Origin of the sequence: Curtobacterium sp. USHLN213, assembly GCF_037144815.1 — a bacterium.
Taxonomy (GTDB): domain Bacteria; phylum Actinomycetota; class Actinomycetes; order Actinomycetales; family Microbacteriaceae; genus Curtobacterium.
In genome coordinates this window covers 1-26959 of record NZ_JBBCYQ010000018.1, presented here as the reverse complement: position 1 = coordinate 26959, position 26959 = coordinate 1, and the positions used below count along the sequence as shown (strand labels likewise).

22 protein-coding genes are annotated in these 26959 nt (G+C 70.4%); 18 read left to right on the top strand and 4 right to left on the bottom strand.

Annotated elements, in window-relative coordinates:
* Positions 1 to 16: 16 nt before the first annotated feature.
* Entirely contained in the window at positions 17 to 1654 is a 1638-nt protein-coding gene (locus WFH25_RS18410; RefSeq protein ID WP_336698916.1) for an amino acid permease, read from the bottom strand.
* Positions 1655 to 2077: 423 nt separating this feature from the next.
* Between WFH25_RS18410 and WFH25_RS18405 the strand changes: the two genes are divergently transcribed.
* From WFH25_RS18405 to WFH25_RS18390, 4 genes are all read left to right on the top strand, one after another.
* Positions 2078 to 3400 carry a quaternary amine ABC transporter ATP-binding protein gene (locus WFH25_RS18405; protein ID WP_267484330.1) on the top strand — a complete coding sequence of 441 codons (1323 nt, stop codon included), beginning with the start codon at positions 2078 to 2080 and terminating at the stop codon, positions 3398 to 3400.
* A complete protein-coding gene (locus WFH25_RS18400) occupies positions 3397 to 4374 on the top strand; it encodes an ABC transporter permease (protein WP_309889531.1) in 978 nt (325 codons plus the stop codon). The genes WFH25_RS18405 and WFH25_RS18400 overlap by 4 nt, the downstream gene beginning before the upstream one ends.
* Before the next feature lie 14 nt (positions 4375 to 4388).
* The gene (locus WFH25_RS18395) at positions 4389 to 5303 is read left to right on the top strand and encodes a glycine betaine ABC transporter substrate-binding protein (protein ID WP_336698914.1); all 915 of its coding nucleotides are present in this window, start codon (positions 4389 to 4391) and stop codon (positions 5301 to 5303) included.
* 107 nt (positions 5304 to 5410) lie between these two features.
* Positions 5411 to 6577, top strand: coding sequence for a mechanosensitive ion channel family protein (locus WFH25_RS18390; RefSeq protein ID WP_336698913.1), 1167 nt, complete (start codon positions 5411 to 5413; stop codon positions 6575 to 6577).
* An 84-nt stretch (positions 6578 to 6661) separates the two neighbouring features.
* On the opposite strand, the gene WFH25_RS18385 is transcribed toward WFH25_RS18390, so the two are convergent.
* Complete coding sequence (locus WFH25_RS18385) at positions 6662 to 6853, bottom strand: hypothetical protein (RefSeq protein WP_070418521.1); 192 nt, start codon at positions 6851 to 6853, stop codon at positions 6662 to 6664.
* Between the two features lie 93 nt (positions 6854 to 6946).
* On the opposite strand from WFH25_RS18385, the gene WFH25_RS18380 reads away from it, so the two are divergent.
* The gene (locus tag WFH25_RS18380; protein WP_071294932.1) at positions 6947 to 8098 is read left to right on the top strand and encodes an SLC13 family permease; all 1152 of its coding nucleotides are present in this window, start codon (positions 6947 to 6949) and stop codon (positions 8096 to 8098) included.
* Here WFH25_RS18380 and WFH25_RS18375 read toward each other — a convergent pair.
* Both WFH25_RS18375 and WFH25_RS18370 read right to left on the bottom strand, forming a co-directional pair.
* Positions 8095 to 9066 (bottom strand): magnesium transporter CorA family protein, encoded by a 972-nt coding sequence (locus WFH25_RS18375; RefSeq protein WP_336698912.1) that lies wholly within the window; start codon positions 9064 to 9066, stop codon positions 8095 to 8097. The genes WFH25_RS18380 and WFH25_RS18375 overlap by 4 nt on opposite strands.
* 67 nt (positions 9067 to 9133) lie before the next feature.
* A complete protein-coding gene (locus tag WFH25_RS18370; protein WP_336698911.1) occupies positions 9134 to 11644 on the bottom strand; it encodes a hypothetical protein in 2511 nt (836 codons plus the stop codon).
* A 186-nt stretch (positions 11645 to 11830) separates the two neighbouring features.
* Between WFH25_RS18370 and otsA the strand changes: the two genes are divergently transcribed.
* From otsA to WFH25_RS18305, 13 genes are all read left to right on the top strand, one after another.
* Positions 11831 to 13423 (top strand): alpha,alpha-trehalose-phosphate synthase (UDP-forming), encoded by a 1593-nt coding sequence (otsA, locus tag WFH25_RS18365; protein ID WP_070418525.1) that lies wholly within the window; start codon positions 11831 to 11833, stop codon positions 13421 to 13423.
* A complete protein-coding gene (otsB, locus tag WFH25_RS18360; protein ID WP_336698910.1) occupies positions 13416 to 14198 on the top strand; it encodes a trehalose-phosphatase in 783 nt (260 codons plus the stop codon). The genes otsA and otsB overlap by 8 nt, the downstream gene beginning before the upstream one ends.
* Positions 14199 to 14305: 107 nt before the next feature.
* Entirely contained in the window at positions 14306 to 16000 is a 1695-nt protein-coding gene (gene ilvD, locus WFH25_RS18355; protein ID WP_070418527.1) for a dihydroxy-acid dehydratase, read from the top strand.
* 46 nt (positions 16001 to 16046) lie between these two features.
* Positions 16047 to 17870 carry an acetolactate synthase large subunit gene (locus WFH25_RS18350; RefSeq protein ID WP_070418528.1) on the top strand — a complete coding sequence of 608 codons (1824 nt, stop codon included), beginning with the start codon at positions 16047 to 16049 and terminating at the stop codon, positions 17868 to 17870.
* Complete coding sequence (gene ilvN / locus WFH25_RS18345) at positions 17867 to 18367, top strand: acetolactate synthase small subunit (protein ID WP_022907763.1); 501 nt, start codon at positions 17867 to 17869, stop codon at positions 18365 to 18367. Before WFH25_RS18350 ends, ilvN begins: the two co-directional genes overlap by 4 nt.
* Before the next feature lie 117 nt (positions 18368 to 18484).
* On the top strand, positions 18485 to 19510 hold the full coding sequence (gene ilvC, locus WFH25_RS18340; RefSeq protein WP_070418529.1) for a ketol-acid reductoisomerase: 1026 nt from the start codon (positions 18485 to 18487) through the stop codon (positions 19508 to 19510).
* A 209-nt stretch (positions 19511 to 19719) separates the two neighbouring features.
* Positions 19720 to 20910 (top strand): mannitol-1-phosphate 5-dehydrogenase, encoded by a 1191-nt coding sequence (locus tag WFH25_RS18335; protein ID WP_336698909.1) that lies wholly within the window; start codon positions 19720 to 19722, stop codon positions 20908 to 20910.
* Positions 20911 to 20971: 61 nt separating this feature from the next.
* Positions 20972 to 21412, top strand: coding sequence for a hypothetical protein (locus WFH25_RS18330; RefSeq protein ID WP_070418531.1), 441 nt, complete (start codon positions 20972 to 20974; stop codon positions 21410 to 21412).
* Positions 21409 to 21789, top strand: coding sequence for a hypothetical protein (locus tag WFH25_RS18325; protein ID WP_071303821.1), 381 nt, complete (start codon positions 21409 to 21411; stop codon positions 21787 to 21789). The genes WFH25_RS18330 and WFH25_RS18325 overlap by 4 nt, the downstream gene beginning before the upstream one ends.
* A 156-nt stretch (positions 21790 to 21945) precedes the next feature.
* A complete protein-coding gene (gene serA, locus WFH25_RS18320; RefSeq protein WP_071294936.1) occupies positions 21946 to 23535 on the top strand; it encodes a phosphoglycerate dehydrogenase in 1590 nt (529 codons plus the stop codon).
* Positions 23536 to 23548: 13 nt separating this feature from the next.
* Positions 23549 to 24616 (top strand): 3-isopropylmalate dehydrogenase, encoded by a 1068-nt coding sequence (locus tag WFH25_RS18315; RefSeq protein WP_336698905.1) that lies wholly within the window; start codon positions 23549 to 23551, stop codon positions 24614 to 24616.
* A 15-nt stretch (positions 24617 to 24631) separates the two neighbouring features.
* Entirely contained in the window at positions 24632 to 25741 is a 1110-nt protein-coding gene (locus tag WFH25_RS18310; protein WP_336698903.1) for a branched-chain amino acid aminotransferase, read from the top strand.
* A gap of 30 nt (positions 25742 to 25771) precedes the next feature.
* Complete coding sequence (locus WFH25_RS18305; protein ID WP_070418535.1) at positions 25772 to 26542, top strand: fumarylacetoacetate hydrolase family protein; 771 nt, start codon at positions 25772 to 25774, stop codon at positions 26540 to 26542.
* Positions 26543 to 26959 lie beyond the last annotated feature (417 nt).

Here is a 26959-nt window from a genome sequence, read left to right as displayed (position 1 = left end):
GGAGAGCTGCCGGTGATCAGGCCCGGTGGTCGTCCGACCCGGCGTCCGACCCGGCGTCCGGACCAGCGGACGCATCCGTGGACCCGGTCGAGGAACCGTCCGTCGCTGCGGTCGAGGAGCCGTCCGTGCCGCCGCCGCTCCGACGCACCTGGTTCGCCGGGTCCCGACCGGTCACCGGGTACGGACCCGTGATGCCCGAGCGGAGCGAGGCGATCCGGAGGATGCGGTCGCGCTGCAGGAACCAGCCGAGGATGAGCAGCGGGATCACGATGATGAGCGACGCGATCGTGTACGTGCCGATCGGGTAGTCGATCGCCATGAGCACGATGACGGTCGCGAGGAACACCAGCGTCAGCCAGGACGTGTACGGCGCGCCCGGCAGCTTGAACGACGGCTCCTTCGCGAGCCCCTGCTTCGCCCACGACCGCAGCTTCATCTGGCAGAGGATGATCGTGCCCCAGGCGGTGATGATGCCGAGGCTCGCGATGTTCAGGGCGATCTCGAACGCCTGCCCGGGGACGAACAGGTTGAGGATGACGCCGACCAGCGTGAACGCCGAGGTGAGCAGGATGCCGGCGAACGGCACGCCGCCCTTCGTCATCTTCGTGGTCCACTTCGGCGCGGAGCCGTTCATGCCCATCGAGTGGAGTGCTCGTCCGGTCGAGTAGAGCCCGGCGTTCAGCGACGACAGCGCCGCGGTGAGGACGACGAAGTTCATGATCGAGCCGACGACCTGGCCGACCTGCGGGTTGCCGATCGACGAGAAGAAGGTCACGAAGGGGCTGACCCCGTCCTTGTACGAGGTGTACGGCAGGAGCAGCGAGAGCAGGACGACCGACCCGACGTAGAACACCGCGATGCGGAAGACGACCGAGTTGATCGCGCGGGGGATGACCTTCTCGGTGTCCTGCGTCTCGCCGGACGCGGTGCCGACGAGCTCGATCGCGGCGTAGGCGAACACGACGCCCTGCACCACGAGGACCGCCGGGAGCAGGCCGGTCGGGAAGAGGCCGCCGTTGTCCGCCCAGATGCCGAAGCCGGTGCGGACCGCTTCGCCGCCCGCCTCCACCGGGAACGCGAACACGAGCCACACGAGCGCGACGATGAGGAAGGCCACCAGGGCGGCGACCTTGATGATCGCGAACCAGAACTCGAGCTCGCCGAAGACCTTCACCGCGACGAGGTTCGCGGCCAGCACGACGACGAGCGCCGCGAGGGCCAGCGCCCACTGCGGGATCGCGCGCGGTCCGGCCCAGTAGTGCAGGTAGAGCGCGACCGCGGTGGTGTCCACGATCGAGGTCATCGCCCAGTTCAGGAAGTACATCCACCCGGCGGCGTACGCGAACTTCTCACCGAAGAACTCGCGGGCGTACGAGATGAACGACCCGGACGACGGGCGGTGCAGCACGAGCTCACCGAGTGCCCGGAGGATGAAGAACGCGAAGATGCCCGCGATGAGGTACACGACCGCCAGGGCCGGGCCCGCGGTGTGCAGGCGACCGCCGGCGCCGAGGAAGAGTCCCGTGCCGATCGCGCCGCCGATGGCGATCATCTGCAGTTGCCGGGGCTTCAGCCCGTGCTGGTAGCCCTCCTGCTCGTGCGAGAAGTCGTTCGCGGGCGCGCGGTCCACCCCGGTGTCGTTCTGCGCTGTCATGCGCGACACGCTACAGGTGCGTCGAACCGGGGTGACACACAACCATGCGAGTCTCCTGAAAAGTAACGAGCCGGTCACGATCGCGATCCCCGCACCGATGGGCGACACGCCGTGAACGGGGTACACCGGTGCCGGGATTCCGGCGGACCCGGATTCGCGACGGGGGACAAGCGCGGATAGCCTTGAACGTCCCTTCAGGGGACACCGACGATCAGGACGCGTCCACCGCAGCAGCACAGCGGTGGCCGTACGGTCGGCTGGACCGGGGCCGTCCCGAGTACGACCCCCGCGTGCGTGATCGCTCGCCCTGCGCCGTTGCGCGGGCTCGATGCGATGCCGCCGAACACGGTGCCGGGCGACCCGTCCGCAACCACCGGTACCGCCGTGCGCCGTCCTCGCGCCGCGGTCCCGCGAGGAGCACCGTTGACCATCGCACCACCCCAGGACCGGCGTGCCGTCACGCCGGACCACCCCACCGACGTCCCGGCCGTGCGCGTGCACGGCGCCTACAAGGTCTTCGGCCGCCGACCCGGTGAAGCGGTCCGCCGCCTGGCCGACGGCGCCACCCGTGACGAGGTCCGTGACCTCGGCTCGGCAGCCGTCATCGACGCGTCCTTCGACGTGCGTCCCGGCGAGATCTTCGTCGTCATGGGCCTGTCCGGCTCGGGCAAGTCGACGCTCATCCGCATGCTGAACGGCCTGCTGGAGCCGACCGCGGGCAGCGTCGAGATCGGCGGCCGGACGGTCACCAAGGCGACGCCGAAGGAGATCCGCGAGATCCGCCGCACCAGCGTGTCGATGGTCTTCCAGCACTTCGCGCTGCTGCCGCACCGCACGGTGCTCGAGAACGTCGCGTACGGCCTCGAGGTCAACGGCGTCGACAAGGCCACCCGGCTGGCCAAGGCCCGCGAGGTCATCGGCCTGGTCGGACTCGACGTCTGGGCGGACGCCAAGCCCGACGAGCTCTCCGGCGGCATGCAGCAGCGCGTCGGCATCGCCCGCGCCCTCGCCGCCGAGACCGACGTCCTGCTGATGGACGAGGCCTTCAGCGCCCTCGACCCGCTCATCCGCCGCGAGATGCAGGAGCAGCTCGTCGACCTGCAGCAGCGCCTCGGCAAGACGATCGTCTTCATCACGCACGACCTCAACGAGGCCATGTTCCTCGGCGACCGGATCGCCGTGATGCGCGACGGCCGGATCGTGCAGATCGGTTCGCCGGAGGACATCCTCACGGACCCCGCGAACGACTACGTCGCCCAGTTCGTGCAGGACGTCGACCGTGCCCGCGTGCTCACCGCGTCGAGCGTCATGGAGCCCGCACGTGCCGCGGTCCCGCTGACCGTCGGCCCGCGTGGCGCGCTCCGGACCATGCGCGACCTGCAGACGGCCGCGGTCTTCGTGACCGGACGCGGCCGGAAGCTCGAGGGCTGGGTCCGCGACCGGCACGTGATGCGCCAGGTCAAGGCCGGCGACACGAACCTCGACGCCATCGTCAACACCGAGTACGCCCGGGTCGCGCCGGAGACCGCGCTGACCGACCTGTTCGAGCTCGCGGTGGAATCGCCGCTGCCGATCGCGGTCGTCGACGACGAGGGGCGCCTGCTCGGCGTCGTCCCGCGCGTCACCCTGCTCGCCGCCCTCGGCAACGTGCCGACGGCGACGATGCCCATCCCGGTGCTCGAGCCGGTCACCCGCATCTCCGACTCCGACATGGACTCGACCCTCGCCGAAGGAGACCACGCATGATCACCCCCGGTACCAACTCCTTCGGCGACTTCCACCTGCCCCTCGGCACCTGGGTCGCAGCGATCGTCGACTGGATCACCACCTACCTCTCCGGCTTCTTCGACGTCGTCCGCTACGTGTTCACGTGGATGGACGCGTGGATGGAGTACTTCCTCTCCACGCCGCCGTTCTGGGTGGTCGTCGCGATCCTCGTGGTCCTGGCGTTCGTCGCCAAGGGCTGGAAGCTCGCGCTCGGCGCCGCCGTCGGTCTGCTCTTCATCGTGAGCGTCGGCCAGTGGACGAACGCGATGGACACCCTCGCCCTCGTGATCGTCGCCGCGGGGCTCGCTGTCGTGTTCAGCATCCCGCTCGGCATCTGGGCCGCCCGCTCGGACACCGCCAGCCGGATCATCCGCCCGGTGCTCGACTTCATGCAGACCACCCCGGCCTTCGTCTACCTGATCCCGGCGCTGCTGCTCTTCCGCGTCGGCGTCGTCCCCGGCATCGTCGCGACGATCGTGTTCGCGATGGCTCCGGGCGTCCGGCTCACCGAGCTCGGCATCCGTGGGGTCCCGAGCGAGGTCGTCGAGGCCGGCGCCGCGTTCGGGTCGAGCCCGTGGCGCATCCTCCGCCAGATCCAGCTGCCGCTCGCGAAGGCCAGCATCATGGCGGGCGTCAACCAGGTCATCATGCTGTCGCTCTCGATGGTCGTCATCGCCGGCATGGTCGGCGCCGGGGGACTCGGCGAGCAGATCGTCGCCTCGCTGAACCGCATCGACGTCGGTCTCGGTGCGGAGGCCGGCCTGTCGGTGGTGGTGCTGGCGATCCTGCTGGACCGCCTGACCGCAGCGCTCGGCGGTGACTCGGGCCGCGCCTCCAGGCTCTTCGGACGTGCGAAGCGGAAGCCCACCGTGACCGCGACGCCGAACGCGGCGACCGCCCAGACCGCCGCCACCACCGAAGCGGTCACCGACCGCCAGACCGTCGACGCGTGAGGAAGGAACAGATCATGAAGCGAACCAAGCGCACCCTCGCGGCCGCCGCGCTCGCCGCCGCCACCGCCCTCGGCCTGTCCGCGTGCATGCCGCCCGGGTACTACGGCGCCTCCGGCACGCTCGACAACGGCGACCAGAAGTCGATGCACGTCGTCGTCTTCAACGGCTGGGACGAGGACACCGCCGCGAGCTACCTCTGGAAGCACGTCCTCGAGCAGAAGGGCTACGACGTCCAGCTCACGAACTCCGACGTCGCACCCGCCTACACGGGCCTCGCATCCGGCGACTACGACGTCGTGTTCGACACCTGGCTGCCGAACACGCACAAGGAGTACATGGACACGTACGGCAAGGACCTCACGGACCTCGGCGCGTGGAACGAGCAGGCGTCGCTCGAGCTCGCCGTGCCGGAGTACTCGGACATCGACTCGATCGACGAACTGCAGGCGAAGGCCTCGGACTTCGGCAACAAGATCGTCGGCATCGAGCCCGCGGCCGGCGAGACGAAGGTCGTGCAGGACCAGGTGATCCCGAAGTACGGCCTCGACGGGATGGACTTCATCACGAGTTCGACGCCGGCGATGCTCGCCGACCTCAAGGCCGCGATCGCGAAGAAGGAGGACGTCGTCGTGACGCTGTGGCGTCCGCACTGGGCGTACGACGCCTTCCCGATCAAGGACCTGGAGGACCCGAAGGGCGCCCTCGGCAAGAACGAGGAGATCCACACCATCGCCAAGAAGGACTTCGCCGACGAGTTCCCGCAGGCGTCGAAGTGGATGGAGGACTTCGCGATGGACTCCGACACGCTCTACTCACTCGAGAACGCGCTCGTGAACAGCGGTGCGAAGACGAGCGAGTACCCGGCGATCACCGCGAAGTGGGCGTCCGAGCACCAGGACTACGTGGACTCGCTCACCTCGACGAAGTAGCAGCAGCCCCTGCCAGGAGGCGCGGCGCCGGTCCGGCGCCACGCCTCCTGTCATGTGGGTGGTCGCGTTCCTGAACGACGTCCGTCGTCCACCGCTTCGATGGAGGGATGGACATCCTCCTCCGGCTCCTCGTCGCGATCGGCGTCGCGCTGCTCGTCACCGCCGCCGCCGCGCTCGTCCTGCATCTCGTCTTCCGTGCACTCGCGCGGCGGGAACGCTGGGCGGCCGTGCTCTCCCGACGCATGAAGCACCCGTTCCGCACCGAACTGCTCGTCGTGCTCCTCTGGGCCGCCTTCGTCACGAGCGTCCCGAACCGGCCGGACGCCTTCCCGTGGCGCGCGCCGGTGTCGCACGGCTTCCTCATCGCCACGATCGCCGCGGGCACCTGGCTGGCGTGCCAGATCGCGATCTTCCTCGAGGACCTCGGCCTGCACCGCTTCCGCATCGACGTCCCGGACAACCGGCAGGCCCGCCGCATCCGCACGCAGGTCCTCGTGATCCGCCGGCTGACCGTCGCGGTGCTCGTGATCATCGGCATCGGCGCGATCCTGCTGACCTTCCCGGGGGTCGAGGCAGCCGGGGCGAGCGTGCTCGCGTCGGCGGGGCTCATCTCCGTCATCGCGGGCCTCGCGGCGCAGTCGACGCTGGGCAACGTCTTCGCCGGCATGCAGCTCGCGTTCTCCGGGTCGATCCGTGTCGACGACGTCGTCGTGGTCGAGCAGCAGTGGGGGCGGATCGAGGAGATCACCCTCACCTACGTCGTCGTGCACCTGTGGGACGACCGGCGGTTCGTGCTGCCGTCGACGTACTTCACGAGCACGCCGTTCGAGAACTGGACCCGGACCAACAGCGAGCTGCTCGGTGCCGTCGAGCTCGACCTCGACTGGCGGGTCCGGCCGGGGGAGATGCGGGCCGAGCTCGACCGGATCCTCGACCGCACCGAGCTCTGGGACCGCCGGGTGAAGGTCCTGCAGGTCACCGACGCCGTGCAGGGGTCCGTGCGTGTCCGGGTCCTCGCGACCTCGCACGACGCGCCGTCCCTGTTCGACCTGCGCTGCTACATCCGCGAGGAGCTCGTCGACTGGATCCAGCGGACCCATCCCGATGCGCTGCCGGTCCAGCGGGTGCTCATGGTGGACGAGGTCGCGGCGCCGCGACGGCGCGCGGCGTCGACCGCGTCGGAGTCCGCGCTGTTCACGCCGGACCAGGACGACCGTGCGGCGCTCTTCACGGGGCCGATCCAGACCTCGGACATCCCGCGGTCGGAGCGCTGACCGGCCGGCCCCGGAACAGACGGACGGGAGGGACGGTGCCAGCTGGCACCGTCCCTCCTATCCGTCACCGGGTCGCGTCGCGGTCTACGGCTGCTTGGCCTTGACGGCGCGGTCGTCCTCGACGACCGTGCCGATCGCTACAAGCGTCGTCGCGATCCACGCCACCCACGTCAGCGCGAGGCGCCAGTCACGCGGGCCCTGCCGCGTGGTCTGCACCACGCTGTAGCCGCTGATGATCGAACTCCACACCGCACCGCTGAACATGAACTTCCGCACGGGTTCCTCCTGTCGTCGTCCCGTCAACGCTACCGGCCAGTACATTGGAGCGCCGCCGGACGCCCTGCCCGGCGCACTCGTGGAGGAGTCGTCGTGCGCCAGGCCGTCATCGGGGGAGTCCTGCTCGTGGTGGGCGCGGTGTGCGTCGCCCTCGGGTTGCTCCCACTGTCCGACCTCGCCGAGCTCGCCGACCGGGTCGTCCCGGTGCTGGCCTTCGTGCTCGGACTCACCGTCGTCGCCGAACTCGCGGCGGACGCCGGGGTCTTCGACCGGCTCGCCGACGTCGCCGCACGGGTCGGGGGCGGTCGGACGATCGGGCTCTGGGGCGCCGTGGTCGTGCTCGCCGTCCTGTGCACCGTGTTCCTGTCGATCGACACCACGGCCGTGCTCCTCACCCCGATCGTCATCACGCTCGCCCGGCGGGTCGGACTGCCGCCGATGCCGTTCGCGCTGACGACCGTGTGGCTCGCGAACACGGCGTCGCTGCTGCTGCCGGTGTCGAACCTGACGAACCTGCTCGCCGTCGACCGCATCGGGCTCGACGGGCCGATCCCGTTCGCCGGGCTCATGGTGTGGGCCGCCCTCGCCGGCGTGGTGGTCCCGTGCGCCGTGCTCCTCGTGGTGTTCCGCGGCAAGCTCTTCGGTCGGTACACGCCGGTCTCGGTCCGGGCGGCGACCGACCCGGTGTTCTTCTGGTCGGCGTCGGCGGTGCTCGTCGCGCTGGTGATCGCCCTGACCGCCGGCGTCACGGTGTGGATCGCCGCGATCGCCGCGGCGGTCGTGCTCGTGGTCGTCGCGGCCTTCCGGGCGCCGTCGGAGCTCAAGCCGTCGCGCGTGCCGTGGTCGACGCTCGTCTTCGCGGCCGGGTTGTTCGTGGTCGTCGAGACGCTGCACACGACCGGCATCACCGACCCGATCGTGGCTGCGCTCTCCGGTGGTACCGGGACGGGGTCGCTCCTGGTGCTCGGCGGTGCCGGCGCGCTGGCGGCGAACGCGATCGACAACCTGCCCGCCTACCTGGTGCTCGAGCCGGCCGCCGGGCACGAGGCCCTGCGCTACGCGGCGCTCCTCGTCGGGGTGAACGCCGGCTGCCTCATCACGCCGTGGGCCTCGCTCGCGACGCTGCTGTGGCACGCACGACTGTCGTCCGAGGGCGTCCACCTGTCGTGGGGGCGGTACATGGCGCTCGGGTGCATCGTGGCACCGCTCACCGTCGTCGCCGGGGTCCTCGCGCTGCGGCTCTAGAGCCAGTCCTTCGCCTTGAAGACCCGGTACAGCGTCAGCGATGAGGCGATGATGAGCCCGAGGGAGAAGTAGAGCCCGCTCCACTCGCCCATTCCCGGGAACTTCAGGTTCTGGCCGAAGAACCCCGTGATCGCCGTCGGGATCGCGATGATCGCCGCCCAGCTCGTCACCTTCTTCATGACCGTGTTCTGCCGGTTCGACGCCAGGTTGAGGTTCGTGTCGAGGACGCTCGACACCGCGTCGCGGAGCTGGTCGACGGAGTCGGTGATCGACACGAGGTGGTCCTCGACGTCGCGGAAGTAGGGGCGGATGCCGTCCGAGATCGTCTCGGCGTCCCCGTGCAGCAACGAGGCGACGCTGTCCCGTGTGGGGACCACCTGACGGCGCAGGACGCCCAGGGCCTTGCGGAGGCGGAACGATCGCCGCTGGATCTGCTTCTCACGCGGGGTGCCGTGTTCGAAGAGGTCCTCCTCGAGCGCGTCGATCCGGCGCTCGATGTCCTCGACCGTGTTCGTGGCGTGGTCCGTGACCGCGTCGAGCAGGCCCCACATCAACCACGGGACGCCGTGGTCGGCGATGTCCGTGGTCGCGTCGAGCCGGCGCTCCATGGCCCCGGTGTCGACGTCGCTGCCGTGGATCGTGACGAGGGCGTGCTCGGTCACGAAGGCCTTCACCTCGTGCGTGGTGAGGTCCCCGGCGTGGTCGAGGCCGCCCACGTCGTAGACGACCAGGAAGAGGCTGTCGCGGTACCGGTCGAGCTTCGGGCGCTGGCCGCGCTCGACGGCGTCCTCGACCGCGAGCGCGTGGATGCCGAGCTCGGCCTCGACGTGCTCGAGGTCGGACGGATCGGGGTCCGTGTAGTCGACCCACACGAAGGTGCCGTCCTCGGCGATGAGCTCGGAGATCCGGTCGACCGGGAAGTCCCGTTCCGCCGCGGTGCCGTTCCGCCACGCCCGTGTCATGACCATGGGGTCGAGCCTAGTGAGACGGCCGACCCCGGGACTCCAGGGTCGGCCGTGCACGCGGTGCGGGCTCTCAGTACGCCGAGACGAGCTTCCCGTCCTCGACCTTCAGGTAGACGTCCACGTCGAAGGTGTCCTCGCTCTTCTGCGCGTCGCCGAAGTAGTCCGTGTAGGAGTACCCGATCCTGCCGTCTGCGGTGCTCGTCACCTCGACGAGTCCGCCACCGGAGGACTGCACCTCGAGATCCGGCTTCGACCGGACGTCGTACTGGACCGCGCCGTCCGCGTCGTACGGGCCGTACCAGGGGCAGCCGTCCGCGTAGCTGATGTCGGTCTTCGCCGCGCAGTCGTCGATGAGGTCCGACACGTACTGCTCGGCGTCGGTCTCGAGCTGCTTCGTGGGCTTCGCCTCGAAGTCGGCGTACGGCGAGCTCGACGACCCCACGCGGAGCGTCTCGGTGCCGCCGGTGAAGTACTCCGTGCCGCCGACCTCGACCTGGTAGCTGCCGGGGTAGGCGAGCGACGTGAAGGCGCCGTTCTCGATCTCGCCCATCTTCTTGCCGCCGATCGTCACGTCGGCGCCCTCGAGGACCGTTCCGGCCGTGATGGTCACGCGGTCCGTGAGCGGCTCCGTGACGCGCCACTCGTCCTTCACGAGGAACGACGTGCCGGTGCGCTCGAGGACGATCTGGCCGGAGCGCTGCGCGTCGCCCTGCCGGAAGGTGACGTTCGCGTACGCGGTGTCCCCGCTGGTCGACACCCGGCCGACGCGGACGTCGGTGGGACGGTCCTTCGCGCTCTGCAGCACGGCGGAGTCGAGCATCGAGGCGTCGCCGGTCACCTCGCTCAGGCTCGCCGCGGTGTCCGCGTCGCCCTGCGCGATGGCGTCGACGTACGACCGGGCCGTGGGTCCGGGGCCCCAGACGGTGGTGCGGAGCACGCCCGTGGTGATCGCTCCCGCCACGACGACCACGACGACCGCGCCGCCCGCGACGAGGGAGCGCACGAGGACCTTCTTCGCGTGCGGGGACATCGGCGCGGGGGCGGGGGCGCCCTGGCCGACGAAGGGCTGGCTCGGGTGCGGCTGGCCGACCGGCGCACCGGGCTGGACGGGCTGGTCCGGCTGCGACGGGTCTGCCGTGGCCGCCGGGGCCGCCGGGGCCACCGCATCGTCGGGCACCGCCCACACCGGAGCGGCACCGTCGGCCGGAGCGGTCGGCCGGGCCGGCACCGGCACCGGCGCCGGCACCGGCACCGGCACCGGGTCGGTCCCCACCACGCGCGCCGTCCGCAGCAGCACGCCGCCGCCGAGGCGGGGGAGCAGCACGGGCGCGACGTACCGGGCGACGACCTCGATGGCCCCGCCCCAGAGCGCGAAGACGACGGGCGTCCACGGGGCCACACCGACCGAGCCGGACCCGCCGACCGCACTCGAACCGGTCACCTGGTAGGACACCACGCCGGTGCCGAGCACGAACAGCACGAGTCCGGCGACGAACCAGACCACGGGCGTCGCGACCCAGTCGAGCGTCGTGCGGACCCGGTCGTTCCGGCGCACCGCGAGCGCCAGACCGGCCGCGAACGAGCTCACGACGACGAGCAGGACGACGAGCCAGGTCCAGCCACCGGCGCCCGCGAAGACCGAGGCGTCGCTCCCGGCGGCACCGAGTCCGGACGTGCCGACCCCGCCGAGGAAGCCGAGCGCGGTCAGGGCGACGGCCGTGTTGCCGAGCAGCAGCGGCAGGGCGGCGCCCCACGACGGCTGCGCGACGAGCGCCACGACGACGAGCACGAGGGCGAGCAGGACGAGGAGCCCGCCGAGCTGCCACGCGGCGACCCGCAGGGCACCGAGTGCCCGGGCGACGGAGGTGCTCCGGCCGACGAGGAGCGACGGACGGGCGAGCAGCACCGCGAGGGTGCCGATCACGAACGACCCGAGCACGCTGCCGATCCCCACGGCGTGCACGGGGTCGATCTGCACCCCGGAGACGGCGGGGAACCGGATGGCGAGCACGAGGCCGGCGAGCGTGGTGACCGCGGTGGTCACGAGCCCGGCGACGACCGCCGTGACGACGAGCTGCGGGAGCGCGAGGACCCGGCTCCGGATGCGGCGCGTGAGCACGACCGCGAGCACGACCTGCGCCGCGAGCACCAGCACGGGCGCGACGCCGACCGACCCCGACCCGGAACCGAGCAGCAGGATCGAACCGGAGCCGTGCAGCCGCCCGAGGTCCGCGAGGGCGACGAGCTGCGCCGGGGACCCCAGCAGCACGCTCACACCCGACAGCAGCGACTGGACGTCCTGCGCCCCGGCCGACCCGAGGTCGGAGCCGCCGGTGCCGAGGCCCGAGGACGAGCCCGTGGACACCGGACCGGAACCGGCGGCGGCCACGGCGACCGTCAGGAACAGCGAGATCGCCGCGACGATGTACGCCGCGACCCACCCGCCGACGGCCGCGACGACGGCGGCGACCCAGTCACGACCGGGGACGGCGCGGAGCAGGCGACCGAGCGGGTCGGACGCGGCCGGCGCGGCTGACGGGAGCCCGGGCGGAACGGGCGGGACGGGCGACTGATCGCTCACGACGGTTGGGTCCTCTCTCGTCGAGAAGGCGGTGACGACCCCGTGCGTCACCTGCGTGTCCCCCCGACACGATGGACGCAGCGTACCGGAAGCCGTCGATCCGCCGTGAATCCGCTGTCGGCACGCTGGTAACTTCGGCACCGAACCCGGCGATCGTGCCGGGCGGAACGGAGAACCCAGCACCCCATGGCAGCACCCCGCACCGAACAGACCCGCTACGCCTTCGTCGTCGCCTCGAACCGCCTGCCGGTCGACCGCATCGTCGACGAGGACGGCAACGAGGGCTGGCGGCACTCGCCCGGCGGCCTCGTCACCGCACTCGAACCGGTGATGCGCGCGAACGACGGTGCCTGGGTCGGCTGGGTCGGTCAGCCCGACGTCGAGGTCGCCCCGTTCGACAACGAGGGCATCCACATCGTGCCCGTCCCGCTGAGCAACGACGACGTCGAGGAGTACTACGAGGGGTTCAGCAACGACACCCTCTGGCCGCTCTACCACGACGTCATCGAGCACCCGAGCTACCACCGCGACTGGTGGAACGCGTACAAGCGCGTGAACCAGCGCTTCGCCGAGCAGATCGCCGAGATCGTCGAGCAGGACGGCATCGTCTGGGTGCAGGACTACCAGCTGCAGCTCGTCCCCGCACTCCTCCGCGAGCTCCGCCCGGACCTGACGATCGGCTTCTTCAACCACATCCCGTTCCCGCCCGTCGGCATCTACGCCCAGCTCCCGTGGCGCGCACAGATCCTCGACGGCCTGCTCGGGGCGGACGTGATCGGCTTCCAGCGGCACGACGACGCGAGCGACTTCCTCCGGGCGGTCCGGCACATCAAGGGCTACACGACCAAGGGGCAGACGATCGACGTCCCCGTCGACGACCCGGACGCACCGCGCAGCCGCAAGGGCATCACGGTGCGGCACGTCGAGGCCCGGCACTTCCCGATCTCCATCGACGCCGCCGGCTTCGAGGAGATCGCGCACCGACCCGAGGTGCAGGAGCGCGCCCGAGAGATCCGCGCGAGCCTCGGCAACCCGAAGACGGTGCTGCTCGGTGTCGACCGCCTGGACTACACGAAGGGCATCCGCCACCGGATCAAGGCCTTCGGCGAACTCGTCGAGGACGGCCGCATCGCGGTCGAGGACGCCACCCTCGTGCAGGTCGCCAGCCCGAGCCGCGAGCGCGTCGACACGTACGCCACGCTCCGCGACGAGATCGAGCTCACGGTCGGCCGCATCAACGGCGACCTCGGCGTGATCGGACACCAGCCGATCGCCTACCTGCACCACGGTTACCCGCGCGAGGAGATGGTGGCGCTCTACCTCGCCGCGGACATCATGCTCGTCACGGCCCTCCGCGACGGCATGAACCTCGTCGCGAAGGAGTACGTCGCGGCCCGGTTCGACAACGACGGCGTCCTCATCCTGTCCGAGTTCGCCGGTGCCGCCGACGAACTGAAGCAGGCCGTCATCGTCAACCCGCACGACATCGGCGCGCTGAAGGACTCGATCCAGCGCGCGATCGAGATGCCCCGACGCGAACGCTCGACCCGCATGCGGGCCCTCCGCAAGCGCGTCCGCGACAACGACGTGGCGCGCTGGTCGCGCTCGTTCCTCGAGGCGCTCGACCGCCACGCCCCGAAGAACGCGCAGATCGACCCCTCCGCGGCGGACCCGAAGGACCAGCACCGCGAGGCACAGACGGACAACATGTCGATCTTCGACCAGGACGCCCAGACGGCGCGTGCTGCCGAGGACACCCGGGAGGCGCGTGATGCCTGAGACGACCACCGACCAGACCGCCATCGACCGGGCCCTCGAGACGCTCGCGGCTGCGCCGCGACTCATCGTCGCCCTCGACTTCGACGGCACGCTCGCGCCGTTCGCCGACGACCCGTCGCAGGTCGGCGCGCTGCCCGGCTCGTGGGCGGCCGTCCTCACCCTGCACCGGGCGAAGGACACCGAGGTCGTCCTGGTCTCCGGGCGCCCGCTGGACAGCCTCGCCGCGGTGACGCACGCCCCCGCCGAGATGGCCCTCGTCGGGTCGCACGGCGTCGAGTGGCGCGTCGACGGGCACGACGAAGCGGCCCTCACCGACGACGAGCAGGCCCGGGTGGCCCGGATCGGCACCGCGCTCGACGCGGTCGGGGAGCGGTTCCCGGGTGTCGTCATCGAGCACAAGCCCGCCGGCCACGGCGTGCACACCCGCCGGGTGAGCGCCGAGGTCGCTGCCGAGGCGAACGCCGCCGCGAGTGCCGCCGCGCACGAGGCCGACCCGCACGTTCTCGAACGCGGGGGCAAGGACATCCTCGAGTTCGCCGTCCGGCACGTCACCAAGGGTGACGCGATCGCCCGGCTGCGCGACCTGCACGGCGCCGACGCGGTGTTCTTCGCCGGCGACGACGTCACCGACGAGGACGCCTTCCGGGTGCTCCGCGACGGCGACGTCGGCGTGAAGGTGGGGGAGGGCGACACGCTCGCCGGGTACCGGGTCGCCGACCCCGCGGCGCTCACCGACGTGCTGAAGCAGCTCGCCCGGATCCGCGCCACGCGCTGACCCGCAGCGACCAGGCGGACCCGCACCGCGCCTCCTGGACCGCCCGTCACCCATGCGGATGCATGGAGTTGTCGGCTTGGTATCCCAACTGCGCCTAGACTCACCCCATGCCTGATATCGACGTCAAGCCGCGCAGCCGGGTCGTCACCGACGGGATCGAAGCAACCACCTCGCGTGGCATGCTGCGTGCCGTCGGGATGGGGGACGAGGACTGGGAGAAGCCGCAGATCGGCATCGCCTCCTCGTGGAACGAGATCACCCCGTGCAACCTCTCCCTCGACCGCCTCGCGCAGGGGGCGAAGGAGGGCGTCCACTCCGGCGGCGGGTACCCGCTCCAGTTCGGCACCATCTCCGTCTCCGACGGCATCTCGATGGGCCACGAGGGCATGCACTTCTCCCTCGTCTCGCGTGAGGTCATCGCCGACAGCGTCGAGACCGTCGTGAACGCCGAGCGGCTGGACGGCACCGTCCTGCTCGCCGGCTGCGACAAGTCCCTTCCAGGCATGCTCATGGCGGCCGCGCGCCTCGACCTCGCGAGCGTCTTCCTCTACGCGGGCTCGGTCATGCCGGGCTACGTGAAGCAGGCCGACGGCTCCTTCAAGGAGGTCACGATCATCGACTCCTTCGAGGGCGTCGGCGCGTGCAAGGCCGGCACCATGTCGGAAGAGGAACTCAAGAAGATCGAGTGTGCGATCGTCCCGGGCGAGGGCGCCTGCGGCGGCATGTACACCGCGAACACCATGGCGTCGGTCGCCGAGGCCCTCGGCATGTCGCTCCCCGGCTCGGCAGCGCCGCCCAGCGCCGACCGTCGTCGTGACTACTACGCGCACCGCTCCGGCGAGGCCGTGGTCAACATGCTCCGCCTGGGCCTCACCGCGCGCCAGATCCTCACGAAGGAGGCGTTCGAGAACGCCATCGCCGTCGCCATGGCACTCGGAGGCTCCACGAACGTCGTCCTCCACCTCCTCGCGATCGCGCACGAGGCCGAGGTCGAGCTCTCCCTCGACGACTTCAACCGCATCGGCTCGAAGGTCCCGCACCTCGCCGACATGAAGCCGTTCGGCAAGTACGTCATGGTCGACGTGGACCGCAACGGCGGCATCCCGGTGATCATGAAGGCGCTGCTCGACGCCGGCCTGCTGCACGGCGACGTCATGACCGTCACCGGCAAGACCCTCGCCGAGAACCTGGCCGAGATCGACCCGCCGGAGCTCGACGGCGAGGTGTTCCGGACGCTCGACAACCCGATCCACGCCACCGGCGGCCTGACGATCCTGCAGGGCTCCTTCGCACCGGAGGGCGCCGTGGTGAAGACGGCCGGCTTCGACGCCGAGGTCTTCGAGGGCCCCGCGCGGGTGTTCGACCGCGAGCGCGCCGCCATGGACGCCCTCACCGAGGGGAAGATCCAGAAGGGCGACGTCGTCGTCATCCGGTACGAGGGGCCCAAGGGCGGCCCGGGCATGCGCGAGATGCTCGCCATCACGGCGGCCATCAAGGGCGCTGGACTCGGCAAGGATGTACTACTGTTGACGGACGGACGATTCTCAGGCGGCACAACCGGCCTGTGCATCGGCCACATCGCACCGGAAGCGGTGGACGCAGGTCCAGTCGCATTCGTGCGCGATGGCGACCGCATCCGTGTCGACATCGCGGCTCGCTCGCTCGACCTACTGGTCGACGAAGCCGAGCTGGAAGCCCGCCGAGAAGGCTGGGCCCCGCTGCCCCCGCGCTACACCCGCGGAGTCCTCGCGAAGTTCGCGAAGCTCGTCCAGTCCGCCGCCAAGGGCGCGGTCACGGGCTAGCGTCGACACACGCACCATCGCCATCACTCCAGGCAAGGAACACCTCATGCCCACGGAAGCCACTCCGCTGTCCGCGGCCGCCGGTGCACGCCGGACGCCGGAGATCCTGACCGGCTCGGGAGCCGTCCTCCGGACGCTCGAGCACCTCGGGATCACCGACGTCTTCGGCCTGCCGGGCGGTGCGATCATCCCGTTCTACGACGAGCTCATGGCGTCGCAGACGATCCGCCACGTCCTCGTCCGGCACGAGCAGGGCGCCGGCCACGCCGCCGAGGGCTACGCCTCGGCGTCCGGCAAGGTCGGCGTCGCCATCGCGACCTCGGGCCCCGGCGCGACGAACCTCGTCACCGCGATCGCCGACGCGTACATGGACTCGGTGCCGTTCATCGCGATCACCGGCCAGGTCTTCTCGACCCTGATGGGGACGGACGCCTTCCAAGAAGCCGACATCGTCGGCATCACGATGCCGATCACGAAGCACTCGTTCCTCGTGACCGACCCGGCCGACGTGCCGGCGACCCTCGCCGCGGCGCACCTCATCGCGACGACCGGACGCCCCGGCCCCGTGCTGGTCGACATCACGAAGGACGCCCAGCAGAAGTCGGCGCCGTACGTCTGGCCGCCCAAGATCGACCTGCCCGGCTACCGTCCGGTCACCAAGGCGCACGGCAAGCAGATCACCGCGGCCGCGCAGCTCCTCGCCGAGTCCGAGCGCCCGGTGCTCTACGTCGGCGGCGGCGTCATCCGCTCCCGGGCGACCGCCGAGCTGCTCCGCTTCGCCGAGGCCACCGGTGCGCCGGTCGTCACGACGCTGATGGCGCGGGGCGCCTTCCCCGACTCGCACCCGCAGCACCTCGGCATGCCCGGCATGCACGGCACCGTCCCGGCGGTGCTCGGCCTGCAGGACAGCGACCTCATCATCGCGCTCGGCGCCCGCTTCGACGACCGCGTGACCGGCAAGGCCGACGAGTTCGCGCCGAACGCCAAGGTCGTGCACGTCGACATCGACCCGGCCGAGATCTCGAAGATCCGCTTCGCCGACGTCCCGATCGTGGGCGACGCGAAAGAGGTCCTGGTCGACCTGCTCGACGCGTGGGGCGGCATCCCGACCGACCAGCGTGCGAGCACCGCCGAGTGGTGGGCGAAGCTCGAGCAGCTCAAGGTCGACTTCCCGCTCGGCTACGCGGAGCCGACGGACGGACTGCTCGCGCCGCAGGCCATCATCAAGCGCATCGGCGAGCTGAGCGGCCCCGAGGCGATCTACGCCTCCGGCGTCGGGCAGCACCAGATGTGGTCGGCGCAGTTCATCAAGTACGAGCGCCCGAACGCCTGGCTGAACTCCGGCGGCGCGGGCACGATGGGCTACTCCGTCCCCGCTGCGATGGGCGCGAAGGTCGCCGAGCCGGACCGCGTGGTCTGGGCGATCGACGGCGACGGCTGCTTCCAGATGACCAACCAGGAGCTCGCGACCTGCGTCATCAACGACATCCCGATCAAGGTCGCGATCATCAACAACTCGTCGCTCGGCATGGTGCGGCAGTGGCAGACGCTGTTCTACGACGGCCGCCACTCGTTCACCGACCTCGAGACCGGCCACGACTCGCGCCGCGTGCCCGACTTCGTGAAGCTGGCGGACGCGTACGGTGCCCTCGGCATCCGTGTCGAGAAGGCGGACGAGGTCGACGCCGCCATCCAGCTCGCCCTCGAGACCAACGACCGCCCCGTGGTGATCGACTTCGTCGTGAGCCGCGACTCGATGGTCTGGCCGATGGTCCCGCAGGGAGTCAGCAACTCGTCCATCGAGTACGCCCAGGCCCTCGCCCCCACCTGGGACGACGAGGACGCCGACATGACGGGGGAAACCGCATGAGCCACGTCCTCTCCCTCCTCGTCGAGGACAAGCCGGGTCTGCTGACGCGCGTCGCCGGTCTGTTCGCGCGCCGCGGGTTCAACATCGAGTCCCTCGCGGTCGGCAACACCGAGGTCGACGGCCTCAGCCGGATCACGGTCGTCGTCGACGTCGAGGACCTCCCGCTCGAGCAGGTGACGAAGCAGCTCAACAAGCTGGTCAACGTCATCAAGATCGTCGAGCTGGACTTCTCCCAGTCCGTCCAGCGCGAGCACATGCTCGTGAAGGTGCGGGTGGACAACCAGACGCGCTCGGCCGTGCTCGAGGCAGTGAACCTGTTCCGTGCGCAGGTCGTCGACGTCGCGAACGACTCGCTCATCGTCGAGGTGACCGGCGACCCCGGCAAGATCCAGGCGATCCTCCGCGTGCTCGAGCCCTACGGCATCAAGGAGCTCGCCCGTGCGGGCCTCCTCGGCATGGGCCGTGGGCCCAAGAGCATCACCGACCGGGTGCGCTGACCGCGACCCGTGACGGACCGGAGGCGCGGGTCGCCACCCGCACCGCGCCTCCAGTCCGTCTCCTCCCGACTCACCGCAACCAACGCTTCCCGAACCGACCACAGGAGAACCACCACCGTGACTGACATCGTGTACGACGCCGACGCCGACCTGACGCTCATCCAGGGCAAGAAGGTCGCCGTCATCGGGTACGGCTCGCAGGGCCACGCCCACGCCCTCAACCTCCGCGACAGCGGCGTCGAGGTCAAGATCGGCCTGCAGGAGGGCTCGAAGAGCCGCCAGAAGGCGGAAGAAGCCGGCTTCGAGGTCCTCACCCCGGCCGACGCCACGGCCTGGGCGGACGTCGTCGTCATCCTCGCGCCGGACCAGGTCCAGCGCATCGTCTACAAGGACGACATCGAACCCAACCTCAAGCCGGGCGCCACGCTCGTCTTCGGCCACGGCTTCAACATCCGCTTCGGCTACATCCAGGCGCCGGAGGGCGTCGACGTGTCGCTCGTCGCCCCCAAGGGCCCGGGGCACACCGTGCGCCGCGAGTACGAGGCCGGCCGCGGCGTCCCCGTGATCGTCGCCGTCGAGGTCGACGCGTCCGGCTCCGCCTGGGACCTCGCGTGGTCGTACTCGAAGGCCATCGGCGGCCTCCGCTCCGGCGGCATCAAGACGACCTTCACCGAGGAGACCGAGACCGACCTGTTCGGCGAGCAGGCCGTCCTGTGCGGTGGCACCTCGCAGCTCATCCAGTACGGCTTCGAGACCCTGGTCGAGGCCGGCTACCAGCCGCAGATCGCCTACTTCGAGGTCCTGCACGAGCTCAAGCTCATCGTCGACCTCATCTGGGAGGGCGGCCTCACGAAGCAGCGCTGGTCGATCTCCGACACGGCCGAGTTCGGTGACTACGTCTCCGGCCCGCGCGTGATCTCGCCCGAGGTCAAGGAGAACATGAAGGCCGTCCTCGCGGACATCCAGAACGGTGCCTTCGCGAAGCGCTTCATCGACGACCAGGACGCCGGCGCGCCGGAGTTCAAGGCACTCCGCGCGAAGGGCGAGGGCCACCCGATCGAGGCGACCGGTCGCGAGCTGCGCGCCCTCTTCGCGTGGAAGTCGAACGACGCCGACTACGTGGACGGTTCCGCCGCGCGGTAGTCTTCGCAACACCACTCGACGACGAGGCGGCGGTGCACCCGCACCGCCGCCTCGCGATGTGACCCGAACGTTATGCAGCACTTCACCACCAGCCCCGACGCCGCCCACCGGCGTCCCCTCGGCGTTCCCGGGGACGTTTCGCGACGACCGTCGTCCGGCCCGGACATGGGCGGTCCTCAGGTCGTCGTCCAGCATGGGAGGATCGTCGGATGGCGGTGACGAAGCGAGCGGTCCACATCGGCGCCGGCAAGATCGGACGCGGGTTCGTGGGGCAGTTCCTGGTCGCGAGCGGCTACGAGCTCACCTTCGTGGACGTCGACGACCGCGTCGTCTCGGCACTGAACGAAGCCGGCCGGTTCGTCGTGCACGAGGTCGGCGAGATGCCGGTCGAGCACCTCGTCTACGGGTTCACGGCACTCAGCAGCAAGACCGACCGCGAGCAGGTCGTCCGGGCCATCGCCGAGGCCGACGTCGTCACGACCGCGGTCGGCGCCCGGACCCTCCCGCTCGTCGCCCCCATCATCGCCGAGGGGCTGGCCGCCCGGCCGCTCGACCGTGGCGACGTCACGATCGTGGCGTGCGAGAACGCCTTCAACGCGACGGACTCCCTGCACGCCAGCATCCGTCGTGCCCCCATCCTCGAGGACCGCGACATCGCCGCCGTCTTCGCGAACTGCGCCATCGACCGCATCGTCCCCGACCAGTCCGGGGTCCTCGGCCAGTCCGGCGGCCTCGACGTCGTGCTCGAGCCGTTCTACGAGTGGGTCATCGAGCGCACGCCCTTCGCCGACTCCGATGCCGAGCCGCCCGCGATCGACGGCGTGACCTGGGTCGACGACCTGCAGCCGTTCGTCGAGCGCAAGCTCTACACGGTGAACACCGCGCACGCGACGGCCGCCTACCACGGCTACGTCCGGGGCATCCGCCTCATCCGCGAGGCACTCGAGGACGAGGCCGTCCGCGCCGAGGTCGACGGCGTCCTCGCCGAGACCACCGCGCTCCTCGTCGCCAAGCACGGCTTCGACCCGGAGGAGCACGCGCGCTACGTCGCCGCGAACCTCTCCCGCATCGCGAACCCGCACCTCCCGGACACGACCGTCCGCGTCGGACGCAACCCGCTCCGGAAGCTCGGCCGCCGCGAGCGCTTCGTCGGCCCGGCCGCGCAGCTCGCCGAACGCGGGCTCCCCGTCGACCACCTGCTCGGCGCCGTGCGCGTCGCGCTCGACTTCGACGACGAGAACGACCCCGAGTCGATCGAGCTGCACGCGCTGCTCCGCTCGGGTGCGACGGCACACGCCCTCACCGAGATCCTCACCGGCCTGATGGAGAGCCACCCGCTGTTCCCCGCGGTGCGCGAGGTCGTCGCCGAGGTCCTCGAGACCCAGCCCGCCGACGTCTGACCGGCGGCCGCACAGGTCGTCCGTGGTCGAGCCGGAGCGGCACGCCTCGTAGAATCGAGGCATGACCACGGCAGCATCCCCGCCCGACGGCTCGGTCGACCACGACGACGACGCCCTCAGCTGGGGCGACGCCGACGACGCGACCCACGTCGACGCGGCGCACAACCCGGTCACCGTCAAGGAACGCTCCGGCCGTGACCCCGAGGCCCCAGAGACCTCCGGCGCGCTCATCGGGTTCGGCGTCTTCGGTGGCCTGTACCTGCTCTACACGGTGGCCTGGCTGCTCACGGCCTCGACCTCGTACGTCTCGGACGTCGACACCGTGCTGACCGTCTTCGTCGAGGTCCTCCGGTTCCTGTCGATCGTCGCGCCCGCGCTGTGGTTCACCGTCGTGCTCTGGGCCGGCCGTGGACAGCGCACGCGGAGCCGTCTGCTGTGGATGCTGCTCGGCGCCCTCGTCCTCTTCCCGTGGCCCTTCCTCATGACGCGGAGCTTCGGGTGACCGCCGCGACGCCGACCGTCCGTCGGTCGTCCCGGGCGTTCGTCGGCAAGGTCGTCGTCTGGCTCGTGTTCGCCCTGCTGTTCGCGTACATGACCGTGCAGAGCGTCGGCAACCTCGTGACCGTCTCGCAGTCCGTCCGCGCGTTCAACGCGTTCCTCGGCACGACGTCCGGCGGCGACTCGCTGGCCCGCAGCACCCCGTGGGTGTGGCTCGTGCTGGACATCGCGATCGCGCCGGTTGCGTTCGTCGTCGCGCTGTGGGTGAGCCGTCGCGCGCGGCTCGCGGTGACGATCGGCGTCTTCGTCCTCGCGTTCGCCGCCGCCGGCGCGCTGTGGCTCGATCTGCAGCTCTTCGTGCCGCGGCTGCTGGATTTCTGACGGTCCGTCCGACGGCCAGGAGGCGCGGTGCCGGCTGGCACCGCGCCTCCCGTCCGTCGTGTGGTCGCCCACCGGACCGCCCCTGCGGTCGTAACCACGTGCGCACGTCGATACGATGGTGGGATACCGCCCGTCTCGTGTGAGGAAACTGCAGCTGTGCCGAAGCCGGTCGTCCTGATCGCCGAAGAACTCTCGCCCGCCACAGTCGACGCCCTCGGGCCCGACTTCGAGATCCGGAACGTGGACGGTACCGACCGCCCCGCCCTCCTGGCCTCCCTCGCCGATGCGCACGCCATCCTGGTGCGCTCCGCCACCAAGGTCGACGCCGAGGCGATCGCCGCGGCCCCGAACCTCAAGGTCGTCGCCCGCGCCGGTGTCGGCCTCGACAACGTCGACATCAAGGCGGCCACCACCGCCGGGGTGATGGTCGTCAACGCGCCGACGTCGAACATCATCTCCGCCGCCGAGCTCACGGTCGGCCACATCCTGTCGCTCGCGCGCCACATCCCGGCCGCGCACGCGTCGCTCGCCGCCGGCACCTGGAAGCGCTCCGCGTACACCGGTGTCGAGCTGTACGAGAAGACCGTCGGCATCATCGGCCTCGGCCGCATCGGTGCGCTCATCACCCAGCGCCTGCAGGCGTTCGGCGTCCAGGTCATCGCGTACGACCCGTACGTCACCACGGCCCGTGCCCAGCAGCTCGGGGTCGAGCTCGTCTCGCTCGAGGACCTGCTCAAGCGCGCCGACTTCACCACGATCCACATGCCGAAGACGCCGGAGACGGTCGGCATGATCTCGGACGACCAGTTCGCGCTCATGAAGCCGACCGCGTTCGTCGTGAACGTCGCCCGCGGCGGACTGATCGACGAGGACGCGCTGCACCGTGCGCTCACCTCGAACACGATCGCCGGCGCCGGTCTCGACGTCTTCGTGTCCGAGCCCCCGAAGGACTCGCCGCTCGTCGCGCTCCCGAACGTCGTCGTCACGCCGCACCTCGGTGCCTCGACGGACGAAGCGCAGGAGAAGGCGGGCGTCTCGGTCGCCAAGTCCGTGCGGCTCGCCCTCGGCGGCGAACTCGTCCCCGACGCGGTCAACGTCGCCGGTGGCGTCATCGACCCGTACGTGCGCCCGGGCATCCCGCTCGTCGAGAAGCTCGGTCAGGTGTTCACCGGCCTCGCGACGTCGCCCGTCACCAGCATCGACGTCGAGGTGCACGGCGAGCTCGCCGAGTTCGACGTCAGCGTGCTGAAGCTCGCGGCGCTCAAGGGCGTCTTCACCGACGTCGTCAGCGACCAGGTGTCCTACGTCAACGCACCGCTGATCGCCGAGCAGCGCGGGGTCACCGTGCGGCTCATCACCGACTCGGACAGCCCGGAGTACCGGAACGTGCTCACGATCCGCGGGGCCCAGTCCGACGGCCCGGCGATCAGCGTGTCCGGCACGCTCACCGGCCCGAAGCAGGTCGCGAAGCTCGTCGAGATCAACGGTCACGACGTCGAGGTCGCCCTCGCCGAGCACCACGTGGTGATGGAGTACACCGACCGGCCCGGCATCGTCGCGGTCTACGGCAAGGAGTTCGGCGACGCCGGCATCAACATCGCGGCGATGCAGATCTCGCGGGAAGCCGCCGGCGGCCAGGCGCTGAGCGTCCTCACCGTCGACTCGCCGGTCCCGGCCGAGATCCTCGAGCACGTCCGGTCCACGATCGACGCGGCCTCGCTCCGCGAGATCGACATCACGCTGTAGGGGAGTGGCGGACATGACGCAGACGGTGAAGCTCGCGGTGATCCGCGGGGACGGCATCGGACCCGAGGTGGTCGACGAGGCGCTGAAGGTCCTGCACGCCGTGCTGCCGGACGACCTCGTGGTGGAGGAGACCCCGTTCTCCCTCGGTGCCGACCGGTTCCTCGAGACCGGTGACATCCTCACCGAGGACGACATGTCCGCCATCGCCACCCACGACGCGATCCTGCTCGGCGCGGTCGGCGGGGACCCCCGCGACCCCCGGCTCGCGGGCGGGATCATCGAGCGCGGGCTGCTGCTGAAGCTGCGGTTCGCTTTCGACCACTACGTGAACCTGCGCCCGACCGTCGTCTACCCGTCGGTGACGACGCCGCTGACGTCCCCCGGTGACGTCGACTTCGTGGTCGTGCGCGAGGGCACCGAGGGACCGTACGTCGGCAACGGCGGCGCCATCCGCGTCGGGACCCCGCAGGAGATCGCGACCGAGGTCTCGTTGAACACCGCGTACGGTGTCGAGCGCGTCGTCCGGTACGCGTTCGAGCTGGCGGACCGGCGGCCGCGCAAGCAGCTCACGCTCGTGCACAAGAGCAACGTCCTGGTGCACGCCGGAGCCCTCTGGCAGCGCACCGTCGCGGCCGTCGGGCAGGAGTACCCGGACGTCACGGTGGACTACCAGCACGTCGACGCCGTCACCATCCACATGGTGCGCGAACCTGCTAGGTTCGACGTCATCGTCACCGACAACCTCTTCGGGGACATCATCACCGACCTGGCCGGCGCGATCAGCGGCGGCATCGGTCTGGCGGCCTCGGGCAACATCAACCCGGACGGCACCTTCCCCAGCATGTTCGAGCCGGTCCACGGCTCCGCGCCGGACATCGCGGGTCAGCAGAAGGCCGATCCCACGGCCGCCATCCTGTCCGTCGCACTGCTGCTCGACCACATCGGTCGCAGCGACCTCGCGGCGGCGGTCACGCGGGCGGTCGAGGCCGACCTCGCCGACCGGGGCACCTCGCAGCGTCGCACGGCCGAGATCGGCGACGCCATCGCCGCCGCGGCCACGGCACGCACCACCACCGCCTGACAGGAGTCTCCCCGTATGAGCACCGACACCGACTTCGGACTCGCGTTCGCCACCACCCCCTCACCCGAGCGCCGTGCCGCCGCCGAGCGCGAGGAGATCCTCGCCGACCCGGGCTTCGGCAAGCACTTCACGGACCACATGGCCACCGTGCAGTGGACGCTGGACGCAGGGTGGCACGATGCCTCGGTCCACCCGTACGGGCCGATCAGCCTCGACCCCAGCGCGAGCGTCCTGCACTACGCGCAGGAGATCTTCGAGGGGCTGAAGGCCTACCGGCACGCCGACGGCTCGGTCTGGACGTTCCGCCCGGACGCCAACGCCAAGCGCTTCCAGCGGTCCGCGCGGCGGCTCGCGCTGCCGGAGCTGCCGGTGGAGACCTTCGTGGACTCGATCCGCGAGCTGGTCCGGACCGACGTCGACTGGGTGCCCTCGGCGCCCGAGACGAGCCTGTACCTGCGGCCGTTCATGATCGCGACCGAGTCGTTCCTGGGGGTGCGTGCGGCGCAGGCGGTGGCGTACCACTGCATCGCGAGCCCGGCGGGGGCGTACTTCACCTCCGGACCGAAGCCGGTGTCGATCTGGCTGTCCACGAACTACGCGCGGGCCGGCAAGGGCGGCACGGGTGCGGCGAAGACCGGCGGCAACTACGCTTCGTCGCTCCTGCCCCAGCAAGAGGCGTACGAGCACGGCTGCCAGCAGGTCATGTTCCTCGACTCGGTCGAGGGCAAGTACCTCGAAGAACTCGGGGGCATGAACGTCGTGCTGGTGAAGGCGGACGGCACGCTCGTCACGCCGGACTCCGACTCCATCCTCGAGGGCATCACGCGCGACTCGATCCTGCAGCTGGCGGAGGACCGCGGGCTGCGCGTCGAACGCCGTCGGGTGACCCTCGACGAGTGGCGTGACGGCGTCGAGGACGGCTCCATCACCGAGGCCTTCGCGTGCGGGACCGCCGCCGTCGTGACCCCGATCGCGGAACTCCGCGGCGAGGGCTTCACGATCGGGTCGCCGACCGTCGGGGCCGGCGAGCTGACGATGTCCCTGCGCGACGAACTCACCGACATCCAGTACGGCCGCCGTCCCGACCCGCACGGGTGGATGACGCGCCTGACCGACCCGGCCTGAACGCACACCACACGTCGATAGGCTCCAACGGTGAAGATCGCACGGTTCAGCAGCAAGGGCGAAGACCCCCGGTACGGCATCCTCGACGAGCGCGACCTGGTCGTGCTGGCGGGTGACCCGATGTACCAGGGGTTCGAGACCACGGGGGAGCGGGTGCCCCTGGCGGACGCCAAGCTCCTCGCCCCCGTCATCCCGCGGTCGAAGGTGATCGGCGTGGGGCTCAACTACGCCGAGCACGCGTCCGAGATGGACGAGCGCTCCGGGGACGACCCGGTGGTGTTCCTCAAGCCCAACACGTCGGTGATCGGCCCCGAGGACCCGATCCGTCTCCCCGCCGGGGTCGGACGCGTCGACCACGAGGGCGAGCTCGCCATCGTGATCGGGTCGCTCGCGAAGAACGTCACGCGCGAGGACTTCGCGAGCGTGATCCTCGGCTACACGATCGCCAACGACGTGACCGCCCGTGACCTGCAGGCGCGCGACGGCCAGTGGACCCGGTCCAAGGGCTTCGACACGTTCTGCCCGCTCGGGCCGGCGATCGAGACCGAGATCGACCCATCGGACATCCGCATCGAGACCCGCGTGGACGGCGACCTGCGCCAGGTGGGCTCGACGAGCGAGATGGTGCACGACATCCCGTCCCTCATCGAGTTCGTCTCGTCGATCTGGACGCTCCTGCCCGGCGATGTCATCCTGACCGGCACCCCTGCCGGCGTCGGCGAGATCCGCGACGGCGAGGTCGTCGAGGTGACGATCGAGGGGATCGGCACACTGAAGAACCCGGTCATCGCCAAGCACTGACACGCGCCACCGAACGGCCCGCTCCCACCGTGGGGGCGGGCCGTTCCGCGTCTCCGCGCGGATCGGCCCGTGCGACACGCCCGGGGTGCGGGACGGTTGGCGGGGCCCCCGGGGCGTGTGTAGAGTAATCACTCGTTGCCGCTGAGGCGGAGAACGGAACGGCCGAGACGGTCACCGGAGCGAACGCCCCGGAGATGCAGTCCGGACGGGGTCCCGCTCAGGCAACGAATCCCGATGACGATCCACTCTCGAAGTGGTCTGTTCGGGGTGAGACGAAATGCCTCTCTGACGACGCTCGTGTTCCACGGGTCGAGTGGGGAGTGCGTCTGGTCCTTGAGAACTCAACAGCGTGCACATTGTCAATGCCAATTTATTGACCCCGTGACTCATCAGCTTGCTGGTGGGTTCGGAGACAAT

Coding starts and splice junctions, on each gene's coding strand:
- WFH25_RS18400 (WP_309889531.1), top strand. CDS start 3,397: ATGATCACCCCCGGTACCAACTCCTTCGGCGACTTCCACCTGCCCCTC.
- WFH25_RS18310 (WP_336698903.1), top strand. CDS start 24,632: ATGAGCACCGACACCGACTTCGGACTCGCGTTCGCCACCACCCCCTCA.
- WFH25_RS18335 (WP_336698909.1), top strand. CDS start 19,720: ATGGCGGTGACGAAGCGAGCGGTCCACATCGGCGCCGGCAAGATCGGA.
- WFH25_RS18410 (WP_336698916.1), bottom strand. CDS start 1,654: ATGACAGCGCAGAACGACACCGGGGTGGACCGCGCGCCCGCGAACGAC.
- WFH25_RS18315 (WP_336698905.1), top strand. CDS start 23,549: ATGACGCAGACGGTGAAGCTCGCGGTGATCCGCGGGGACGGCATCGGA.
- ilvD (WP_070418527.1), top strand. CDS start 14,306: ATGCCTGATATCGACGTCAAGCCGCGCAGCCGGGTCGTCACCGACGGG.
- WFH25_RS18395 (WP_336698914.1), top strand. CDS start 4,389: ATGAAGCGAACCAAGCGCACCCTCGCGGCCGCCGCGCTCGCCGCCGCC.
- ilvN (WP_022907763.1), top strand. CDS start 17,867: ATGAGCCACGTCCTCTCCCTCCTCGTCGAGGACAAGCCGGGTCTGCTG.
- otsA (WP_070418525.1), top strand. CDS start 11,831: ATGGCAGCACCCCGCACCGAACAGACCCGCTACGCCTTCGTCGTCGCC.
- WFH25_RS18350 (WP_070418528.1), top strand. CDS start 16,047: ATGCCCACGGAAGCCACTCCGCTGTCCGCGGCCGCCGGTGCACGCCGG.
- WFH25_RS18375 (WP_336698912.1), bottom strand. CDS start 9,066: ATGGTCATGACACGGGCGTGGCGGAACGGCACCGCGGCGGAACGGGAC.
- WFH25_RS18330 (WP_070418531.1), top strand. CDS start 20,972: ATGACCACGGCAGCATCCCCGCCCGACGGCTCGGTCGACCACGACGAC.
- WFH25_RS18390 (WP_336698913.1), top strand. CDS start 5,411: ATGGACATCCTCCTCCGGCTCCTCGTCGCGATCGGCGTCGCGCTGCTC.
- otsB (WP_336698910.1), top strand. CDS start 13,416: ATGCCTGAGACGACCACCGACCAGACCGCCATCGACCGGGCCCTCGAG.